Below are 16,282 nucleotides of genomic sequence, written 5' to 3'. Positions count from 1 at the left end.
CGATGAAACATCTGTTCGCATCTATTGCAGTTCTGGCTATTGCCACATCGGCTCAGGCCGCAAGCTATCACATCAAACTCACCGGCACGATCACCGAGCAGACCCATCCGGGCTATCCGGAATTTGCGGACGGGGAAATCTTCATCCCGCCAGCCAATCCAATCCAGATCGGCGACACGATCAGTTTTACGGGCCAGATCGGCACTCAGAACATCGTCGATTTCGGGAATGGCTATTCCGTCGCCTATTTTTACGGGGCTCCGGCCGGCAGTTTCAACCTGTCCCTGCGGGACTATAGCTGGTTGCCCTCAAATGAGTGGCTGGATGGTGATGCGGAGTACACCGGCATTGTCGCCCCGGAAGATATGCTGCCGCTTCTGGCCGCCCCATCCCTGCTGCTGAAAGATGGCAAAGTGCTGGGCTTCGCCGGCTGGCTGGTGCCCACGGACAGTCCCGTCCCCCTGCTCGATCTCGGTTCCGGCTATATGACCGGCCTCTATGATCCGTTCGGGGATTATGGCCCACCCGGCTGGCAGCTGCCCGATCCGGCCAGCCTTTACCTGTCCCCGGTTTTCAGTCTCACCGCCGATCCGGGAACCTATGGCAACCGCTATATCGGTGCATCCTACCGCGGCATCTGGAATTTCGAACTGAGCAGCGCAACCGTACCTGAACCCGGAAGCTGGCTTATGATGATCGCGGGCTTCGGCCTGATCGGTACGATGCTCAGACGTCAGGGCCGCCCAGTTGCAGGTGAAAAAACTGGTTGAACGCACTCGCCTCATAGTCCGCGAACGCTTCCCCGCTCACAAAGCCACGCTTCCGATACATCGCCAGCGCCGCCTCGAATGCGTCGCCCGTGCCGGTTTCCAGCGAAAGCCGCGTATAATCGCGTGCCCGCGCCTCGGCGATGATTGTCTCCAGCAATGCCGCGCCCACGCCACGGCGCAGGAAATCCGGGTGGGTGCGCATGGATTTCACCTCGCCGCTGCCGTCGCCCAGCGCCTTCAGCGCCCCCACGGCGGCGATGCGCTCGCCGTCCCACGCGCTCCACACGCTCACTTCGGGCCGTTGCAGCCCGGAAAGGTCCAGCGCGAAACTATGCCCCGGCGGTGAACTGGCGTGCATGCCCTGCAAATGCAGCCGCAGCAGGTCCCGCGTTTGCTCGCCGGACAGATCGTCCCGCCGGATGCGGAAACTCATGCGAAATCCGGCGTCCACAGCCCCGTCCGGTCAGACGGCGTTGAAACCCTGATGTTGCGCTTCCAGATCGCTTCCGGCGCGGCCAGCGCCACGGCGATCAACTTGTCCCGCCGCCGGGTGTAGGCGCGGCTTTCCAGTGCGTCGGGCCCCTGCCCGCGCACCTTGCGGCCGATATCGCCGTAAATCTGCGCCGCAGAAAGAACGGCCCACGCCTGCCGGTTGCGCAACGCGGGCACACCATGCGCGGCAGACGCCTCATAGCGTTCCGCCAGATCGACCAGCCGCGTCACCACCCGGTGCAGCGCCGCGCGGCTTTCCGGCAGCGCATAAGTCTCCAGCGACAGGCCTTCCGCCTGCAACCACTCCAGCGGCAGATAACAACGCCCGCGCGCGGCATCCTCCGCCACGTCACGGGCGATGTTGTTTAACTGGAATGACAATCCAAGGTCGGATGCGCGCGCCAGAGTGGCATGATCGGCGGGCGGCACCCCCATCACGATCGCCATCATCACCCCCACGCAGCCCGCGACATGGTAGCAATAGGTCAGCAGATCATCGCCGCTGATCACCGTTTTCCAGTCCACGTCGATGGCGAATCCGTCGATCAGATCATGCGCGTAACGGGCGGGCAAACCGGTCTCCGCCGCCACCCGCGCCAGCGCCTCGAAGGCCGGTTCGCCGGTCGGTTCGCCCGCCAGCGCCTTGTCCGTGCAGTCGCGCAGCCGCGCCAGCCGCTCGGCCGGGGTCGCCCCCCACTTCGCCCATTCATGCGCGCCTTCGCCCAGCATCTGGTCGTCGATCACATCGTCGCAATGCCGGCACCATGCATAGAGCAAGGTCGCCCGGTCCCGCGTGCCGCCGTCGAACAGGCGGCTCGCCAGCGCGAAGCTTTTCGAGCCCTTCTGGATCGCCTCATGGGCGGCGGCAAGGACGGCGTCCGTCATGGCGAAATCCTAGGCCGCCCCGCCCGCAGCCTCAAGCCGCGGTCCCCCGTTGGAGGGCCATGCAGCCGCGGCATCGACGCCCAGATCCTCCAGCATCAGCCTTGCAGTCGCCTTCGCCGATCCGATCACGCCCGGAATCCCCGCGCCCGGATGGGTGCCGGCCCCCACGAAATAGAGGTTCTTCAGCTTGTCGTCGCGATTGTGGGTGCGGAAATAGGCGGATTGCCACAGCACCGGCTCAAGGCTGAAGGCAGAGCCGAGATGCGCGTTCAGTTCGGTGCGGAAGTTGTCAGGCGTGAACCAGCTTTTGTGCACGAGGTCCGCCGAAAGGCCCGGAATCAAACGCTTTTCCAGATAGGCCAGAATCTTGTCGGCATAGATGGGTGCCACCGTGTCCCAATCCAGCGGCGCTTTCCCCAGATGCGGCACGGGGGAGAGCACATAGAAGCCCGAATGCCCCTCCGGCGCCAGCGCCGGGTCCGTCGCGGTGGGGTGGTGCAGGTAGAGCGAGAAATCATCCGCCAGCCCGCCGGCGGAATAGATATCGTCCAGCAATTCGCGGTAACGCGGGCCGAACAGGATCGAATGCTGCGGAATATCCGCCCGATAGCCCTTCAACCCGAAATAGATCACGAACAGAGACGGCGAAAAGCTCTTGCGCTTCATCGCCTTGGCCATCTTCACCCCGCGCGGATGATGCCCCAGCAAATCCTGATAGGTGTGCACCACATCGCCATTGGAGGCGACCGAATCCACTTTGATCTCGCGCCCGTCGGCCAGCGTCACGCCCATCACATGCCCGGCCGCCGCCTCGATCCGCACCACCTTGGTGCCGATGATTGCCGTGCCACCCAAATCCTCGAACAGCTTCAGCATGCCCCGCACCAGCGCATGGGTGCCGCCCTTGGGGAACCACACCCCCCACTTCTTTTCCAGCGCATGGATCAGCGCATAGATGGAACTGGTCTTGAACGGATTGCCGCCCACCAGCAGGGTGTGAAAGCTGAACGCCTCCCGCAGCTTGGGGCTTTCGATATAGCTCGCCACCACCGAATAAACCGAGCGCCACGCCTGATATTTCGCCAGATTGGGCGCAGCCTCGATCATCGAGCGGAAGTCCAGAAAGGCATGGTGCCCCAGCTTTTCATAGCCTTCGGTGAACACCCCTTCGGAATAGTCCATGAAGCGGCGATAGCCCTCCACATCCTTCGGATTCAGCGCGGCAATCTGCGCCAGCAGCTTTTCATCATCGTTGGAATAATCGAAGACGCCGCCATCTTCCCACATCAGCCGGTAAAAGGGTGTTACCGGCATCAGTTCGACATAATCGGCGATATCCTTGCCCGCCAGCGTGAACAATTCTTCCACGCAACTCGGGTCCGTCACCACGGTCGGCCCCGCATCGAAGCTGAAGCCGTCCACTTCGAACACGTAACCGCGCCCGCCGGGCTTGTCTCGCGCTTCGATCAGCGTGGTCTGAATGCCGGCCGCCTGAAGCCGGATCGCCAGCGCCAGCCCGCCATATCCGCTGCCGATCACCGCTGCCGTTCGCTGCATCTGTTCGTTCAACCCTTCATGATGGCGCGGATCGCGCGGCCGATGGGGATGGGGGGCTTGCCGGTGAGCACCCGCGCCATATCGGCAAGGCTGCTATGGCCAGCATAGAAGCGGGAGACAAGGCCGTCCGGCAGCTTGTAGAAACGCTCCAATATCTGCCGCCGTTCGTCGGGGAAGGCACCCCGGAACAGCATCTTGTTGAGAAGCCGGTAAAAACCCCGGCTGTTCCACAGTTCTGCGGCATGGGCGCGCACGGCGGCATCAATGGCCGCACCCGAAAGATCGGGCAAGGCCGCCACCATCAGCGCCAGCCGCACGGCATCGGGGAAGCTATAGCCCGTCACCGGATGGAACAGCGCGGCCGCCATCCCCACCGGCGCGACTCCCGCCGGATAGCCCGCCAGATGCGCCGCGATATCGCCGCCGATGGCGATGGGCAGCACGCCGTCCTCGTCGCGGATCAGCCGCTTGATGCGCCAGCCCTGCGCTTCGGCATAGGCCCTGACCCGCGCCGCCACCGCATCGCGGTCCAGCGCCGGGCCGTCGGCGTAATAGGTATCTTCGATCAGCGCCGTCGTCGGGCTGAACGGCAGGGTATAGACGAAGCGGTAGCCATCGGTCTGGTCGATGGTGGCGTCCATGATGATCGGCCCCGTCAGGCCGTGCGGCGCTTCAAACTCCACCTCCAGCCCGACGAATTTCTGGAAGCCGAGGTCGAGATGTGGAGAGGTCCGCTGCCCGCGTGCATCAATCACCGCGCCTGCCGTCAGCGCCCGCTGATCGGACAACAGCACCCGATCCGGCGTCACATCGACGGCTGACACGCCCATGAAGCGCAACGCCTCCGGCACGGCCTCCCGCAATGCCGCATCCAGCCGTTCCGAGGTGGCGGATTGATAGCCGTTCGCCAGCCGCCGCCGATAGCCGGGGAAGCGCACCTCATACTCATCCCAGCGATGCGCGATCAGCGGCGCGACCAGCGCCCTGCCCTCCTCGCTCAAATCGCTGCCAAAGCTGGACCATGTGTGGTTGCCGCCGAATGTCGCGCCCGCCTCCACCAGCGCCACCCGCAAGTCCGGTCGCTGCCGCTTCAACGCTAGCGCGATCAGCCCGGCAGAGAGCCCTCCGCCCAGCAGCAGCACATCAACATCGGTCGTGCGGGAAACTGTCACAGCCCCCTGCCTCTAGCGACGCCCGCCACATCCGGCTAGGGCCATCCCCATGCAGACTGCCGTGCCGACAACCGCGCTTTGGGTTTCGCTTGCAGGCATGTGCCTGATCGTGGCGGTGCGTTATCTCGCCATTTCCGGCCTGTTCGCGTGGAGCGCGAAGAAAATCCGCCCTGACATCTACGCCCCGGCCGATCCGAAAAAGGCCGCCCGCATGGCGCGGCAAGTGAAGCGGGAAATCGCATGGTCGCTCTCTGCCGCCGTGCTTTACGGCCTGCCCGCGGGCCTCGCCGCGCATCTGTGGGCCACGCGCGGCCTCACGGAAATCTATGTCGATCCGAACGCCTATCCGCTGTGGTGGATACCGGTTTCCGTGCTGCTGTATCTGGCGATCCACGACACCTGGTTTTACTGGACTCACCGCGCCATGCACCACTGGCCGTGGCTGTTCAAAAAGGCGCATGCGGTGCACCATGAAAGCCGCCCGCCCACGGCATGGGCGGCGATGGCCTTCCACCCGTGGGAATCGCTGACGGCGGCATGGCTGATCCCGGCGCTGACCTTCGTGATCCCCATCCACATCGCCGCGCTGGGCGTGGTGCTGACGATCATGACTTTCTTCGGCGTGACCAATCATATGGGCTGGGAAATCTTCCCCCGCCGCTGGATCGAGGGCTGGTTCGGCCGCCACTTCATTTCGGCCTCGCACCACCATGTCCACCACGAACGCTACATGTCCAACTACGGCCTTTATTTCCGTTTCTGGGACAAGCTGTGCGGAACGGATAAGGGGCTGTCGCCGGAACTGCTCGCCGCGAAAGACGCCGCCTTCAAAGCGCCACAGCCGCAATAGCCGCCGTCACATCGTCGATGGGTTGGGCCGCATCGATCCGCACCACGCGCGGATCGTCTGCCGCAAACGCCGCGAAGCCGCGCCGCACCTTCTCGTGATAGGCCAGCCCCAGCGCTTCAAACCGCTGTTCCTGCGGCAGGGCCGAATCCTGCGCGGCGGCGCGCTTGGTGGAGCGGGACAGCCCCAGTTCCACCGGCAGGTCCAGCCACAGCACCAGATCGGGCCAGAGATCGCCGGTCGCGAAGCGGTGCAGCCGCTTCAACAGGCCGATGGAAACCCCCTTGCCGCAGCCCTGATAGGCCAGCGTGGAGTGGATAAAGCGGTCGCACAGCACCGTCTTTCCAGCCTCCAGCGCCGGGCGGATCAGCCGCGCCACATGGTCCGCGCGCGCCGCGCTCACCAGCAGCACGTCGGTTTCCACCGTCCAGCGCCCGGTGGCCCCTTGCACGAACAGCGCGCGGATTTCCTCCGCGCCCGGCGTGCCGCCCGGTTCGCGCGTGACCACCACATCCTCGCCGCGCGCGCGCAAGGCCTCCGCCAGCCGGGCGATCTGGGTGGATTTGCCCGCGCCCTCCCCGCCTTCGAAGGCGATGAACCGCCCCGTCATGGCGTCACCACCCGAGCCTGCGGATATCCGGCGGCGCGCACATCCTCCAGCAGATCGGCGGCGGCCACGTCGGCCAGCGGGCCGATCCGCACCCGCCACATGCCGGTGCCGCTGGGCGCGGCGAAGGCCGGGCCGAAATCCCCCAGCACGGAAGCCAGCGCGCGGGCGCGCGCTTCATCCGAGAGCGCCGCGACCTGAATATAGCGGCCCCCGGCCGGGGCAGCGGCCACCACCACGGGCGGGGCCGCAAGCGGCGCAGGCACAGCAGCCGGGGCGGGCGCCAGCGCTGGTTTGTTTTGTGCGGGCGCGGACGCCAGCACGGGCGCACCGCGCGCCCAATCGCCTTCGGGAAACACCCGCTTCACCCGCACCTTCGCCAGCCCGGGGCCATCCACCCCCAGCAGTTGCGCGGATTTGCGGGAGAGATCGATGATCCGCCCGTCCACAAACGGCCCGCGATCATTGATCCGCACCACCAGCACCCGGCCATTGTCGAGGTTCGTCACCTCCACCCAGCTGGGCATCGGCAGCGTCTTGTGCGCGGCGGTGATATCGTCCTGATTATAGGTCTCGCCGTTCGCCGTTGCCTTTTCATGGAAGGTCGGGCCATACCAGCTGGCGATGCCCTGCTTGTCATAGCCGCGATCATCGGCGGGGTAATAAGTCACGCCGAACACCTGATAGGGCTTGCCCACCTTCACCCCCTGCACCGCAGGCCCGGCGGGCACATGCGGCGTCGGTTTCGGCAGCGGCTTTGACGCCGTGACCGGCGGCTTCGGCTGCGAGGCGCAGGCCGCCAACAGCAGCAGCGAACTAACGGAAAGCGGGCTGAAGCGCATTGCCGAGCAGCGCCACCGACAGCGCGTAGAAGTTGGAGCAATTATATTGCATGATCGCGCGATAGCTGGCGGTCGTCAGGAAGGCACCCTCGCCGGGGCCATCGGGTTCCACCAGAGTCATCTTCACATCGTCTGCCGGCCACATCGCGTTCAGCGGCGTGAAGCCCTTCGCCCGCCACTCGGCGGCGGGCAGCCATTTCGAATGCACCTGCATCGGCCGGATGCAGCTGGTGGGCTTGTCCGGGTTGGCGACACTCGCCCGATCAAACCCTTGCGGCACCCCCACGCGGAAGCCCCATGGCACCCCGCGTTGCCAGCCGTTCTTCTGCAAATAATTGCCGATGGACATGAAGGTGTCCGGCCGCGACGTCCAGATATCCGCCAGCCCGTCGCCATCGCCGTCTGCGGCATAGTTCAAATAGCTGGAGGGCAGAAACTGCGATTGCCCGAAGGCACCCGCCCAGCTGCCCTTCAGCTGATCCCGGCGCACCCCGCGTTCACCCACCATCCGCACCAGCGAATCCAGCTCACGCGTGAACAGCGCCTCCCGGCGGCCATCATAGGCCAGCGTGGCGATGGCGGAGGGCAGATCGAAGCCCCCCATCACCCGGCCATAGCTGGTTTCCATCCCCCAGATCGCCACGATGATTTCCGGCGGCACGCCCGTTTTGGCGGACACCTGCAGCAAAGTCGCCCTGTTGGCGGCCGCCCGCGTCAGCCCGTCGTCGATGCGCTGCTGGTTCAGTTGCCGCGCCAGATAATCGGCGAAGATGTTGCGCTTGCCCGAATCATCGGGCTGGTTGCGATCCAGCTGCACCGCGCGTTCGGTGTAGGTCGCGCCAGACAGCGTCGCCTCCAGCCACTCCGGCTTCAGCCCGCGCGCGGTGGCGGCGGCCTTGTAATTGGCCAGCCAGATCGGGAAGCCTTCAGCAGCAGGCGTTTCATCCGCCAGCGCGGGCGAGGCCAGCATCAGGGCGGCGGCGATTAGCAGTCGTCTCATCCCCACCCTGTGCCACAGCCGCCTCCCCGCGTGAATCCCCTTTCCGACCCAAACCCCCTTTCGCATGAGCCCCGGCCCCGCTAACGGAACCGCAACGGGCAGGTGGCCGAGTGGTTTAAGGCAGCGGTCTTGAAAACCGCCGTGGGTGGAAGCTCACCGTGAGTTCGAATCTCACCCTGCCCGCCATTACTGTTTCTCGGTTCCCGATCCGCCCTAACACCATGAACGGTAAGGATAATTCAGCGGTTCGAACGCCCTCATTCCAGTCATATTTCAAATGAGAGCCTAAAGTGAGATTCAGCACGATCCGCTTGTCGTCGAACGTGCCATTAGTCCATAGATTGCAAGGGTTTGCGATGAAATCGAAAGCGGTTCGAAAAGTCGCATCGTAATCCCGCGCAACAGTGCCGCACAGAGCCGCCCTCTCGTCCAGAACCAGCTTTTCCATTTCGAGCTTATCGACTTCGCTCTCAAAGCGAGCGATCACTGAACGGCTTTCCGACTGGACGATCTTGTCGAGAATCTGACCGATCTTTTTCTCGATGGTCGCCATCTCACGCTTGATCGCTGCGCGTCCCTCATGCGCTTTGGCTTCTGCCTCGTTCCAACGCTTGCGGAAAATTTTCGAGAAGAGGCTGAGCAATTCCGGGCGCGGCGTTAGCTTGGTAAGCATCGCCTCGAATGCCCCTTCAACCAAGTCACGCTTCACCGACTTTCCAAAGCGGTCGCATCCACGATGGCGGCAAACATAGTATGGATAGCGGCCATTGCGCCCCTTGGTCCAATTCGCGGTCATGGGATGATCGCAGTCGCCGCAGGCAACAAAGCCCCGCAACGGGAAATCGACATGAATGTCAGATCGTGTCGGCGCGAGCGGTTTGCCCGCAATCCGTTCCTGAACCTGATGGAAGGTTGCAAGCGATATGGTCGCCTCATGCTGCCCCGGGCGCAGCGAAACGTCCCACGCCTTACTCTCCACATAGCCCGCGTAGATCGGGTGCGTCATGATGCGGTTCGCCTGCTCGTTCGTCAGGTGCCCATGCCGCGTGACGGGGAATCCGGCGTGAGACTCGAAGAAGCGTTTTACCTCCGCCTTCGAGTTGAAGCGACCGCTGGCATAGCCTTCGAGGCCTTCCTGAATGATTGAGGCCACGGGTTCGTCGCGAACAAGGATACTGCCACCCGCTGGGCTTTTCTCGTAGCGATAGCCGAGCGGGGCCATGAAGACCCAATAGCCGCCGAGCATCCGCGCCCTCATCCTGTTACGCGCCTGCTCACCGTTCTTTTGCCGCTGATGCTGAGCAACGCTCGCCAGCAAATGCTCGATGAGAATGCTGTCGGAGTCAGAGCCGAACTCGATGGACGGAGATTCCAGCGTCGCGCCTGCCCGGAAGATGGACTCTTTCAGATCGAAGTGGTTGCGGACATCACGCGCCATGCGGCTGATGTCGTCGATGATGACGACCATTCCAGCTTTGCGGCTTTTGCGGATAGAGGCCAGCATGTCGTCGAAGCCGAGACGCTGAGCAAGTTTGCCGGACACGTCATCGGTGAAGACGCCCACGACCTGATGGCCGCGATGCTTCGCATATTCGCGGCAGCGGGTTTCTTGGCTTCCGAGGCCGTTGCCCTCTCTCGCCTGCTTCTTGGTGCTCACGCGGCAGTAAATTACTGCCTGCTGGTTCGTTTTTCTGGTCATGGCGCTAACTGCCTCATGGGGCCTTTGGTGTTGATCGCGCCCTCGCTATCGAGGTCAACAAGCTCCGAAATATCGGATTCCAGCAGATTAGCACGAGTTTCCGTGTCGTTGAAAGCATAGTTTGCACGGTCGGGCATAGATAATTGAACAGAGCTTTTGCGGAAAGCCTGATGAATAAATGAGGCCGCAATCGCATCGAGAAAGCGGATTATTTCGTCTTTCCGAGATTCAGAAATGGCAAAGTCCGCAATTTCATTGCGTAGCTCCTGCATTTCGTCCGGTGACAACATCTTCATCAAACCCGCCCCGCCGCTATAGCGGCGCTCGATTGAGCAATGAGAGAGTCCGATTAGAGGGTAACCGTCATTCAGCCGGGGGGATTGTCCTCCCATGCTCTACAAATTTTAGTGGTTTAGCGGGGCTTTGGAGACAAAGCTTCCGAACCGCCGCGTAGGGCATGGCGTTTTCGGATTTGCCAGTGGCAAAGATACGCACAATCCCCAGTTACAGAATAGCATATTTTATTACGAAATATCAACAAAACGCGCAGTTTTTGATTAGCGACCGAGATCGCCTTTCTTGGATTCCAAGATTTCACCTGCAAGCAACTTATGCGCTGCGTTGTTGATGCCCGCAATCCGCGCTGCGTGATTGCGTCTCACCATATGTTCCGCCGCTCGCATGAGGTGCGCTTTACGATCATCGGTCGCACCGGGAGGCCGTAACGACATTCGCTCGCCGTCGCGGGCGAGAAGTTCGCCATATTGGCGATTGGTCCATTGCTCACGGTTTTCGCGAAACTCAAACTCCGCCCGAGCCGTGGTCCGGTCTGCCCATGAGGTAATCTCCGCCGCTCGCTCCGGCGATACGGCGGGAGCCGAAGAACGCTCCGCACTTGCAGATGCGAATGATGGCGAAATGGTACGAGATGCGGAGCCTTCGGCGCTCATAGGACGATACCCTTATGGAGAGTGCGAACATCGCGGAGCTGATCCTTCCACGGATCGACATCATCGAAATGGACACGCTCGCAGACGAGCAGATGGGACAGGCCCGCGACGCGGATAATCTGCAACCCCGCCCCGATGCCGCGAATATCCTCACTTTGAAGAACCGCCCTTCGGGCTTCGCCGAGATTGGCTCCGGCAGATTCAACCGTGCCGCCGCTGCGATTGACGCCGTGCATGAGAACGGTGCGGTTCCCGCTCCATTTCTCGATGTCGCCCATGAGGTCCGGGTCTTCCACGGCGCTTGTGTTGAAGATCGCGGCCATATCCTCAAATTCCTTCACGGCTTCGCGCGACCACCGCTCTTCGAGCGAGTAGCGGCCCTGTGAAAATATCCAAAGCTGTAGCCCCTTGCCCCGATACAGTCGGAGGGTTTTGGTGATCGACGGCGAAGGCGGCAGCATAGGAAATTCGTCGAGCAGGAATGTCGTCTGCACAGGGCCGACTTCCCGCGCGACCGTCTCGATGATGTGGCTGACAATCAGGCTGATCCACGGAGCCGCAACGGCCAGTTTCTCGCTGGGAGCCATGAGATACACCGTGGTCGGCTCATGCTTGAGAATCTTGCAATCGAAATCGTGCGCGGAGGTCGCGCTATCGAGCGACTTCCCCGGCTCGAAAGGATTCACAGCAATATAACAGAAGGGTTCAATTTAAGGGATTGGGAAATCGGGGCGCACAGAATTTTGCAAGAGCGCAAAAACCGGACGGGTATTCTCGACCTGTCCAAGCTTCGGATTGACTCTTTACCCGATACCGTTGGGGACATGATTTGGCTTCGCGATCTGAGTTGCAGCCTCACCTCGATCACCAGATTGGACGGGATTGATAAATTCGCGGATTTGGAAATCTTGCATTGCAGTTACGGCAAATTGCGGGAGCTGCCATCATTGCACGGTTGCGGAAAGCTCGTGCAGATAACGTGCGGCGTAACGCCTATCGCGAGTATCGAACCACTCTCGCAGTGCCCCTCGATCCAGAGATTATATTGCGGCAGCACCAACGTCGCCGACCTAACCCCGCTGCGTTCATGCCTGGAACTGACGATCCTGCATTGCGAAGATACGCGGGTGTCAGAGTTGGCTGGCCTTGAAAATTCCAGCAAGCTTCGATTGCTGGACTGTTCCGATACGTCGGTGAAAAGCCTCCTCCCGATAGAAGGGCTTCCGTCCCTTGAAACCCTTTTGCTCAACGGTTGCCGCATCGAAGACCACTCGCCCGCATTGTGGCTTTCTCCGGCCTTGAAAGAGGTCATCTTCTGCCGAGGATCGCTGAAAGGGATTCCGACCAACATATTGAGCCGATCCTTTGACGAAAATTGCCTCCCGCGAATTAGGGAGTATCTTGGCTCGCAGACCCAGACGCAATGAAGCCGCAGGGCTGCTGCGGCTTCATCGGCAAATTGTGGTCTCAGGGCCGAGGGCTAGAACGGCACATCCTCGTCAAGATCGTCGAGGTAGCCCGGAGGGAATGACGACCCGAGCAAGGCATCGGCGAGGATGGAATACAAGGCGCGTTCCGGCGAACTCCACCCCGAAGCCTCGCTCAGCGCATCGGTCATCGCCGGATCAAACTGGACGTTGAAAGATAGCTCGTTCAGTTTGGTAACGTGGATCATCATGGCGTTTCCTTTGATGGTGGAGGACGCCGCTTTCACATTGGATATCCCGTTGATCGGGGGATTAGCCTTGGTGCAAACCATGCGTAAATTACCTCTCCCATTCTCCGCAGAAAATGCGGAGAATGGGATTGCTCTCTGCGGAGATTATGAGCTATAATCTCCGCAAGAGGTGCGGAGATTATGACATATATCCATGAGCGGCCCGAGTGGCCGAAATTCGAGTGGCAGGCCGATGAACTGGCGGCAACGCTCGCGAATGTCCGTCATCGTCAGGGCCGATTGATAGGCCGGATGGAAGGTCTGGGCTTCTCGCTCCGCAAGGAAGCCGTTCTCCACACTCTCACCGAAGATGTTCTAAAATCCAGCGAAATCGAAGGCGAGCAACTAGACAAGGAACAGGTGCGATCTTCCATTGCGCGCCGCCTCGGCATGGACATCGCCGGACTGGTTCCCGCCGAGCGCAACGTCGAGGGCGTAGTCGAAATGATGCTCGACGCCACGCAGAATTACAGCGAACCGCTGACAGAGGAACGGCTCTTTGCTTGGCACGCCTCCCTCTTCCCGACAGGTCGAAGCGGCATGACCAAGATCATCGTCGGCGGATGGCGCGATGACGCCACCGGGGCAATGCAGGTTGTGTCCGGCCCCATTGGACGCGAGCGGGTTCATTATGAAGCGCCAGCCGCGCCACGCCTCCCCGATGAAATGGCGACATTTCTCGATTGGACGGAGCGCGATGCCGGGATTGATCCCGTTATTAAGGCGGGCCTTGCTCATCTATGGTTTATCACCATTCACCCGTTCGAAGACGGAAACGGGCGGATCGCTCGTGCTATCGCAGACCTTTATCTGGCCCGTTCCGAGCAAAGCCAACAAAGATTTTACAGCATGTCGTCCCAGATCAGGGCCGAGCGAAATCGCTATTATGACATGCTGGAGGCCACGCAAAAGGGTAACCTCGACATGACAAGATGGCTGCGATGGTTTCTGGAATGCCTTGAGCGCGCCATCGACCGGGCTGAGGAAACGCTCGCCTCCGTCATGGAAAAAGCGCGTCTGTGGGATGCCATCAAGGGGCAACCCATCAGCGAAAGGCAGCGCCTTGTCATCAACAGATTGCTGGACGGCTTTGAGGGCAAACTAACCTCTTCCAAGTGGGCGAAGCTTGCGAAATGTTCGCAGGACACAGCCGCCCGCGACATCGACGACCTCGTGAAACGCGGCATTCTGGTCCGCAGTGAAGCAGGAGGACGAAGCACCAGCTACACGTTGGCAATGCCCGCCGGGGATGCCGAAGCCCCATAAGGCAGGAAGCGAAAAGCGCGTTTCAGCAGGAAGAAAGAACGGGCTTACGCTGACCGCAAGATGTGCGTGGTAGTACCACGCCTATCTTGGCAAGGGAGACGCTGCGCTCTCCCGTTGCATCCCTCTGGCCTGCGGCGCTTCACAGGCATCGAGCCTGCTCCGCACCGATGGGGAGCCTTCGGCGCTCCCCAAACCCCATCGACCAAAGGGCGCTCCTGCCCCTGTGGAACCCAGCCGCCTCCGGCGCGGCAAGGAAGCGTTCCAGCTCCCATTGACCCATGACCAACCCTGCGCGGGTTGGATGCGCGGCGGGGGCTTGGAGATATGCCTCTCCACCCCGCACCCGAACCATGCAGCAACGTGGCGTCCGTTGCATCAATCGCATCTATGAAAGGGGCTTGCCCCCTGTGGATAGGTCGCACCCCGGCCTACCTTTCGGATGACATCCGAGGGCGGTCGGCTTAGTCATTAAGCGGGGCAAAACAGCGAGTCATCGCTGCTATCCGAAGGAGGCTCCGCATTTGACGTAACAGGACCGTGAGAACACATGAACGCAGTCGAAATTGAAGAAGCCGTAACCGCTTTGGCGGCTACCCCCTTCGACCGCGATGAGTTCCCTTTCGCGTTCCTACAAGCGTTCGGAAATAAGGAAACCACCCTCAGAAAGCTCAGGTCCGGCGCATCGAACAAGTCGGACGTTGGCGGCCTCCTTCAAACCAGCAACATCCACATTGCCGTCGCTGACACAGGCAATGTGACCGCCAAGCTGGATGCGCTTCGGGCTAGCCTCGCCACGACGCGGGCCAAAGCCAAGTTCATTCTGGCGACGGATGGCGAGGCGTTCGAGGCGGAGGACTTGCTGTCCGGCGAAACCGTCGCCTGCACTTTCGCCGAGTTTCCCGACCATTTCGGTTTCTTTCTGCCGCTTGCCGGGATCACCACCGTCAAGCAGGTGCGCGAAAGCTCGTTCGACATCCGCGCCACGGGCCGTCTCAACAAGCTCTACGTCGAACTGCTGAACGACAATCCCGATTGGGGCACCGCCGAGCGCCGCCCGGACATGAACCATTTTCTGGCGCGCCTGATCTTCTGCTTTTTTGCGGAAGACACCGACATATTCCACCGCAGCCATCCCTTCACCGGCACGGTGGAGAAAATGAGCGACCGGGACTCGTCCAACACCCATGAGGTGATCGGCGAGATTTTCCGGGCCATGAATACCGCGATTACTGATCGCGCCGCGTCCGCGCTCCCCCGCTGGGCGGATGCGTTCCCCTACGTTAACGGCGGGCTGTTTTCAGGCAGTCTGGACGTGCCGCGTTTCAGCAAGATCGCGCGGACCTATTTACTCCATATAGGCAGTCTCGATTGGCGGAAAATTAATCCGGACATTTTTGGATCGATGATTCAGGCCGTCGCCGATGACGAGGAGCGCGGCGCGCTGGGGATGCACTACACGTCCGTCCCCAACTGTCCGCCGTCAGCACCAATGGCACAGATTTGAGGTTGTGATTTAAGGAGGGTTGGGGCTTCGTCGTAGTGACGAAGGAACGAAGATGAAGGCCCAACCCTCCTTGAAAAAATCGCCGACCAAGGCCCCTGCTGAGCGGGTGGTGAAGGACATTCGGCGGCAGACGCGTCGCCATTTCTCGGCGGAGGACAAGATCCGCATCGTGCTCGATGGGCTACGCGGCGAGGACAGCATTGCCGAGCTGTGCCGCAAGGAAGGCATCGCGCAGAGCCTGTACTACACCTGGTCGAAGGAGTTCATGGAAGCTGGCAAGCGCCGCCTGGCCGGCGACACCGCTCGTGCCGCGACCACCGGCGAGGTGCAGGACCTGCGCCGCGAGGCCCGCGCCTTGAAGGAATGCGTGGCCGACCTGACACTCGAAAACCGTCTGCTGAAAAAAAGCATGATCGCGGATGGGGGCGACGACGAATGAGGTATCCCGCATCCGAAAAACTCGAGATCATCCGGATCGTCGAGCAGTCGCACCTGCCCGCCAAACGCACGCTGGACAAGCTCGGTATCGCCCGCCGGACGTTCTATCGCTGGTATGACCGCTACCTTGAAGGTGGGCCGGAGGCGCTGGAAGATCGGCCATCGGCTCCAGGCAGGGTGTGGAACCGCATCGGCGGCGACATCCAAGACCAGATCGTCGAAATGGCGCTGGAAGAGACTGACCTGAGCCCTCGCGAACTGGCAGTGCGCTTCACCGACGAGAAGCGCTACTTCGTATCGGAAGCCACGGTTTACCGCCTCCTGAAGGCCCACGGCCTGATCACCAGCCCGGCCTACGTCGTGATCAAGGCCGCCGATCAGTTCCACACCAAGACTACCCGGCCGAACGAGATGTGGCAGACCGATTTTACCTACTTCAAGATCATCGGCTGGGGTTGGATGTACCTGTCGACCGTGCTCGACGACTTCTCTCGCTACATCATTGCATGGAAGCTGTGCACCAACATGCGGGCCGA

General features: G+C 61.5%; 15 protein-coding genes, 1 tRNA gene and 4 pseudogenes. 8 read left to right on the top strand and 12 right to left on the bottom strand.

Features of this window, described 5'->3' with window-relative positions:
- Nucleotides 1-2 precede the first annotated feature (2 nt).
- Nucleotides 3-770 carry a PEPxxWA-CTERM sorting domain-containing protein gene (locus FJQ54_RS17695; RefSeq protein WP_140926551.1) on the top strand — a complete coding sequence of 256 codons (768 nt, stop codon included), beginning with the start codon at nt 3-5 and terminating at the stop codon, nt 768-770.
- Here the strand turns inward: FJQ54_RS17695 and FJQ54_RS01670 are convergent.
- The 4 genes from FJQ54_RS01670 to crtY are packed head-to-tail and all read right to left on the bottom strand — an operon-like array spanning nt 727 to nt 4,876.
- Nucleotides 727-1,203, bottom strand: a complete 477-nt coding sequence (locus tag FJQ54_RS01670) for a GNAT family N-acetyltransferase (RefSeq protein ID WP_140926550.1) — start codon at nt 1,201-1,203, stop codon at nt 727-729. The two genes, FJQ54_RS17695 and FJQ54_RS01670, sit on opposite strands and share 44 nt — an antisense overlap.
- Nucleotides 1,200-2,147: a phytoene/squalene synthase family protein gene (locus tag FJQ54_RS01665; RefSeq protein ID WP_140926548.1), complete on the bottom strand. Its 948-nt coding sequence runs from the start codon at nt 2,145-2,147 to the stop codon at nt 1,200-1,202. Before FJQ54_RS01665 ends, FJQ54_RS01670 begins: the two co-directional genes overlap by 4 nt.
- Before the next feature lie 9 nt (nt 2,148-2,156).
- Entirely contained in the window at nt 2,157-3,704 is a 1,548-nt protein-coding gene (locus FJQ54_RS01660; protein ID WP_140926547.1) for a phytoene desaturase, read from the bottom strand.
- 8 nt (nt 3,705-3,712) lie between these two features.
- A complete protein-coding gene (gene crtY / locus FJQ54_RS01655; protein ID WP_140926545.1) occupies nt 3,713-4,876 on the bottom strand; it encodes a lycopene beta-cyclase CrtY in 1,164 nt (387 codons plus the stop codon).
- A gap of 49 nt (nt 4,877-4,925) precedes the next feature.
- Between crtY and FJQ54_RS01650 the strand changes: the two genes are divergently transcribed.
- Entirely contained in the window at nt 4,926-5,726 is an 801-nt protein-coding gene (locus FJQ54_RS01650; protein WP_140926543.1) for a sterol desaturase family protein, read from the top strand.
- Here the strand turns inward: FJQ54_RS01650 and tmk are convergent.
- Genes tmk through FJQ54_RS01635 form a run of 3 tightly spaced genes read right to left on the bottom strand, consistent with a single transcriptional unit; the run spans nt 5,704 to nt 8,172 of the window.
- The gene (gene tmk / locus FJQ54_RS01645) at nt 5,704-6,333 is read right to left on the bottom strand and encodes a dTMP kinase (RefSeq protein WP_140926541.1); all 630 of its coding nucleotides are present in this window, start codon (nt 6,331-6,333) and stop codon (nt 5,704-5,706) included. The two genes, FJQ54_RS01650 and tmk, sit on opposite strands and share 23 nt — an antisense overlap.
- Nucleotides 6,330-7,172, bottom strand: a complete 843-nt coding sequence (locus FJQ54_RS01640) for a septal ring lytic transglycosylase RlpA family protein (RefSeq protein WP_140926539.1) — start codon at nt 7,170-7,172, stop codon at nt 6,330-6,332. Before FJQ54_RS01640 ends, tmk begins: the two co-directional genes overlap by 4 nt.
- Nucleotides 7,147-8,172, bottom strand: coding sequence for a lytic murein transglycosylase (locus FJQ54_RS01635; protein ID WP_235890269.1), 1,026 nt, complete (start codon nt 8,170-8,172; stop codon nt 7,147-7,149). Before FJQ54_RS01635 ends, FJQ54_RS01640 begins: the two co-directional genes overlap by 26 nt.
- Nucleotides 8,173-8,268: 96 nt before the next feature.
- On the opposite strand from FJQ54_RS01635, the gene FJQ54_RS01630 reads away from it, so the two are divergent.
- A tRNA-Ser gene (locus FJQ54_RS01630) sits at nt 8,269-8,358 on the top strand.
- A 541-nt stretch (nt 8,359-8,899) separates the two neighbouring features.
- Here the strand turns inward: FJQ54_RS01630 and FJQ54_RS18045 are convergent.
- Nucleotides 8,900-8,968 (bottom strand): annotated as a pseudogene (locus tag FJQ54_RS18045) (hypothetical protein); the annotation flags it as partial.
- A gap of 3 nt (nt 8,969-8,971) precedes the next feature.
- Between FJQ54_RS18045 and FJQ54_RS17690 the strand changes: the two are divergent.
- The gene (locus FJQ54_RS17690) at nt 8,972-9,319 is read left to right on the top strand and encodes a hypothetical protein (protein WP_235890268.1); all 348 of its coding nucleotides are present in this window, start codon (nt 8,972-8,974) and stop codon (nt 9,317-9,319) included.
- Nucleotides 9,320-9,475: 156 nt separating this feature from the next.
- On the opposite strand, the pseudogene FJQ54_RS18040 reads toward FJQ54_RS17690, so the two are convergent.
- The 3 genes and pseudogenes from FJQ54_RS18040 to FJQ54_RS01610 all read right to left on the bottom strand — a co-directional run.
- Nucleotides 9,476-9,871 (bottom strand): annotated as a pseudogene (locus FJQ54_RS18040) (recombinase family protein); the annotation flags it as partial.
- A 557-nt stretch (nt 9,872-10,428) separates the two neighbouring features.
- Nucleotides 10,429-10,821 carry a hypothetical protein gene (locus tag FJQ54_RS01615; RefSeq protein WP_140926537.1) on the bottom strand — a complete coding sequence of 131 codons (393 nt, stop codon included), beginning with the start codon at nt 10,819-10,821 and terminating at the stop codon, nt 10,429-10,431.
- Nucleotides 10,818-11,507: a type IV secretory system conjugative DNA transfer family protein gene (locus FJQ54_RS01610; RefSeq protein WP_181159938.1), complete on the bottom strand. Its 690-nt coding sequence runs from the start codon at nt 11,505-11,507 to the stop codon at nt 10,818-10,820. Before FJQ54_RS01610 ends, FJQ54_RS01615 begins: the two co-directional genes overlap by 4 nt.
- On the opposite strand from FJQ54_RS01610, the gene FJQ54_RS01605 reads away from it, so the two are divergent.
- Complete coding sequence (locus FJQ54_RS01605) at nt 11,430-12,248, top strand: leucine-rich repeat domain-containing protein (protein WP_140926535.1); 819 nt, start codon at nt 11,430-11,432, stop codon at nt 12,246-12,248. The two genes, FJQ54_RS01610 and FJQ54_RS01605, sit on opposite strands and share 78 nt — an antisense overlap.
- Before the next feature lie 53 nt (nt 12,249-12,301).
- On the opposite strand, the gene FJQ54_RS01600 is transcribed toward FJQ54_RS01605, so the two are convergent.
- On the bottom strand, nt 12,302-12,499 hold the full coding sequence (locus FJQ54_RS01600; RefSeq protein WP_140926534.1) for a hypothetical protein: 198 nt from the start codon (nt 12,497-12,499) through the stop codon (nt 12,302-12,304).
- Nucleotides 12,500-12,679: 180 nt separating this feature from the next.
- On the opposite strand from FJQ54_RS01600, the gene FJQ54_RS01595 reads away from it, so the two are divergent.
- The 3 genes and pseudogenes from FJQ54_RS01595 to FJQ54_RS01585 all read left to right on the top strand — a co-directional run.
- Entirely contained in the window at nt 12,680-13,804 is a 1,125-nt protein-coding gene (locus FJQ54_RS01595; RefSeq protein WP_181159937.1) for a Fic family protein, read from the top strand.
- Nucleotides 13,805-14,351: 547 nt separating this feature from the next.
- A pseudogene (locus FJQ54_RS01590) lies at nt 14,352-15,275 on the top strand (type IIL restriction-modification enzyme MmeI); the annotation flags it as partial.
- Between the two features lie 85 nt (nt 15,276-15,360).
- Nucleotides 15,361-16,282: pseudogene (locus FJQ54_RS01585) on the top strand (helix-turn-helix domain-containing protein); the annotation flags it as partial.

It is taken from the genome of Sandaracinobacter neustonicus, assembly GCF_006385875.1.
Classification (GTDB): Bacteria; Pseudomonadota; Alphaproteobacteria; order Sphingomonadales; family Sphingomonadaceae; genus Sandaracinobacteroides; species Sandaracinobacteroides neustonicus.
The sequence above is the reverse complement of the archived record's forward strand: the minus strand, read 5'-3'. Positions and strand labels throughout refer to the sequence as shown.

What these genes read in the sequence shown, in the direction of transcription:
- FJQ54_RS17695 (WP_140926551.1), top strand. Translation starts at nt 3, where the DNA reads ATGAAACATCTGTTCGCATCTATTGCAGTTCTGGCTATTGCCACATCG.
- FJQ54_RS01670 (WP_140926550.1), bottom strand. Translation starts at nt 1,203, where the DNA reads ATGAGTTTCCGCATCCGGCGGGACGATCTGTCCGGCGAGCAAACGCGG.
- FJQ54_RS01665 (WP_140926548.1), bottom strand. Translation starts at nt 2,147, where the DNA reads ATGACGGACGCCGTCCTTGCCGCCGCCCATGAGGCGATCCAGAAGGGC.
- FJQ54_RS01660 (WP_140926547.1), bottom strand. Translation starts at nt 3,704, where the DNA reads ATGCAGCGAACGGCAGCGGTGATCGGCAGCGGATATGGCGGGCTGGCG.
- FJQ54_RS01650 (WP_140926543.1), top strand. Translation starts at nt 4,926, where the DNA reads ATGCAGACTGCCGTGCCGACAACCGCGCTTTGGGTTTCGCTTGCAGGC.
- tmk (WP_140926541.1), bottom strand. Translation starts at nt 6,333, where the DNA reads ATGACGGGGCGGTTCATCGCCTTCGAAGGCGGGGAGGGCGCGGGCAAA.
- FJQ54_RS01640 (WP_140926539.1), bottom strand. Translation starts at nt 7,172, where the DNA reads ATGCGCTTCAGCCCGCTTTCCGTTAGTTCGCTGCTGCTGTTGGCGGCC.
- FJQ54_RS01635 (WP_235890269.1), bottom strand. Translation starts at nt 8,172, where the DNA reads ATGAGACGACTGCTAATCGCCGCCGCCCTGATGCTGGCCTCGCCCGCG.
- FJQ54_RS17690 (WP_235890268.1), top strand. Translation starts at nt 8,972, where the DNA reads ATGATCGCAGTCGCCGCAGGCAACAAAGCCCCGCAACGGGAAATCGAC.
- FJQ54_RS01615 (WP_140926537.1), bottom strand. Translation starts at nt 10,821, where the DNA reads ATGAGCGCCGAAGGCTCCGCATCTCGTACCATTTCGCCATCATTCGCA.
- FJQ54_RS01605 (WP_140926535.1), top strand. Translation starts at nt 11,430, where the DNA reads ATGCTTGAGAATCTTGCAATCGAAATCGTGCGCGGAGGTCGCGCTATC.
- FJQ54_RS01600 (WP_140926534.1), bottom strand. Translation starts at nt 12,499, where the DNA reads ATGATGATCCACGTTACCAAACTGAACGAGCTATCTTTCAACGTCCAG.
- FJQ54_RS01595 (WP_181159937.1), top strand. Translation starts at nt 12,680, where the DNA reads ATGACATATATCCATGAGCGGCCCGAGTGGCCGAAATTCGAGTGGCAG.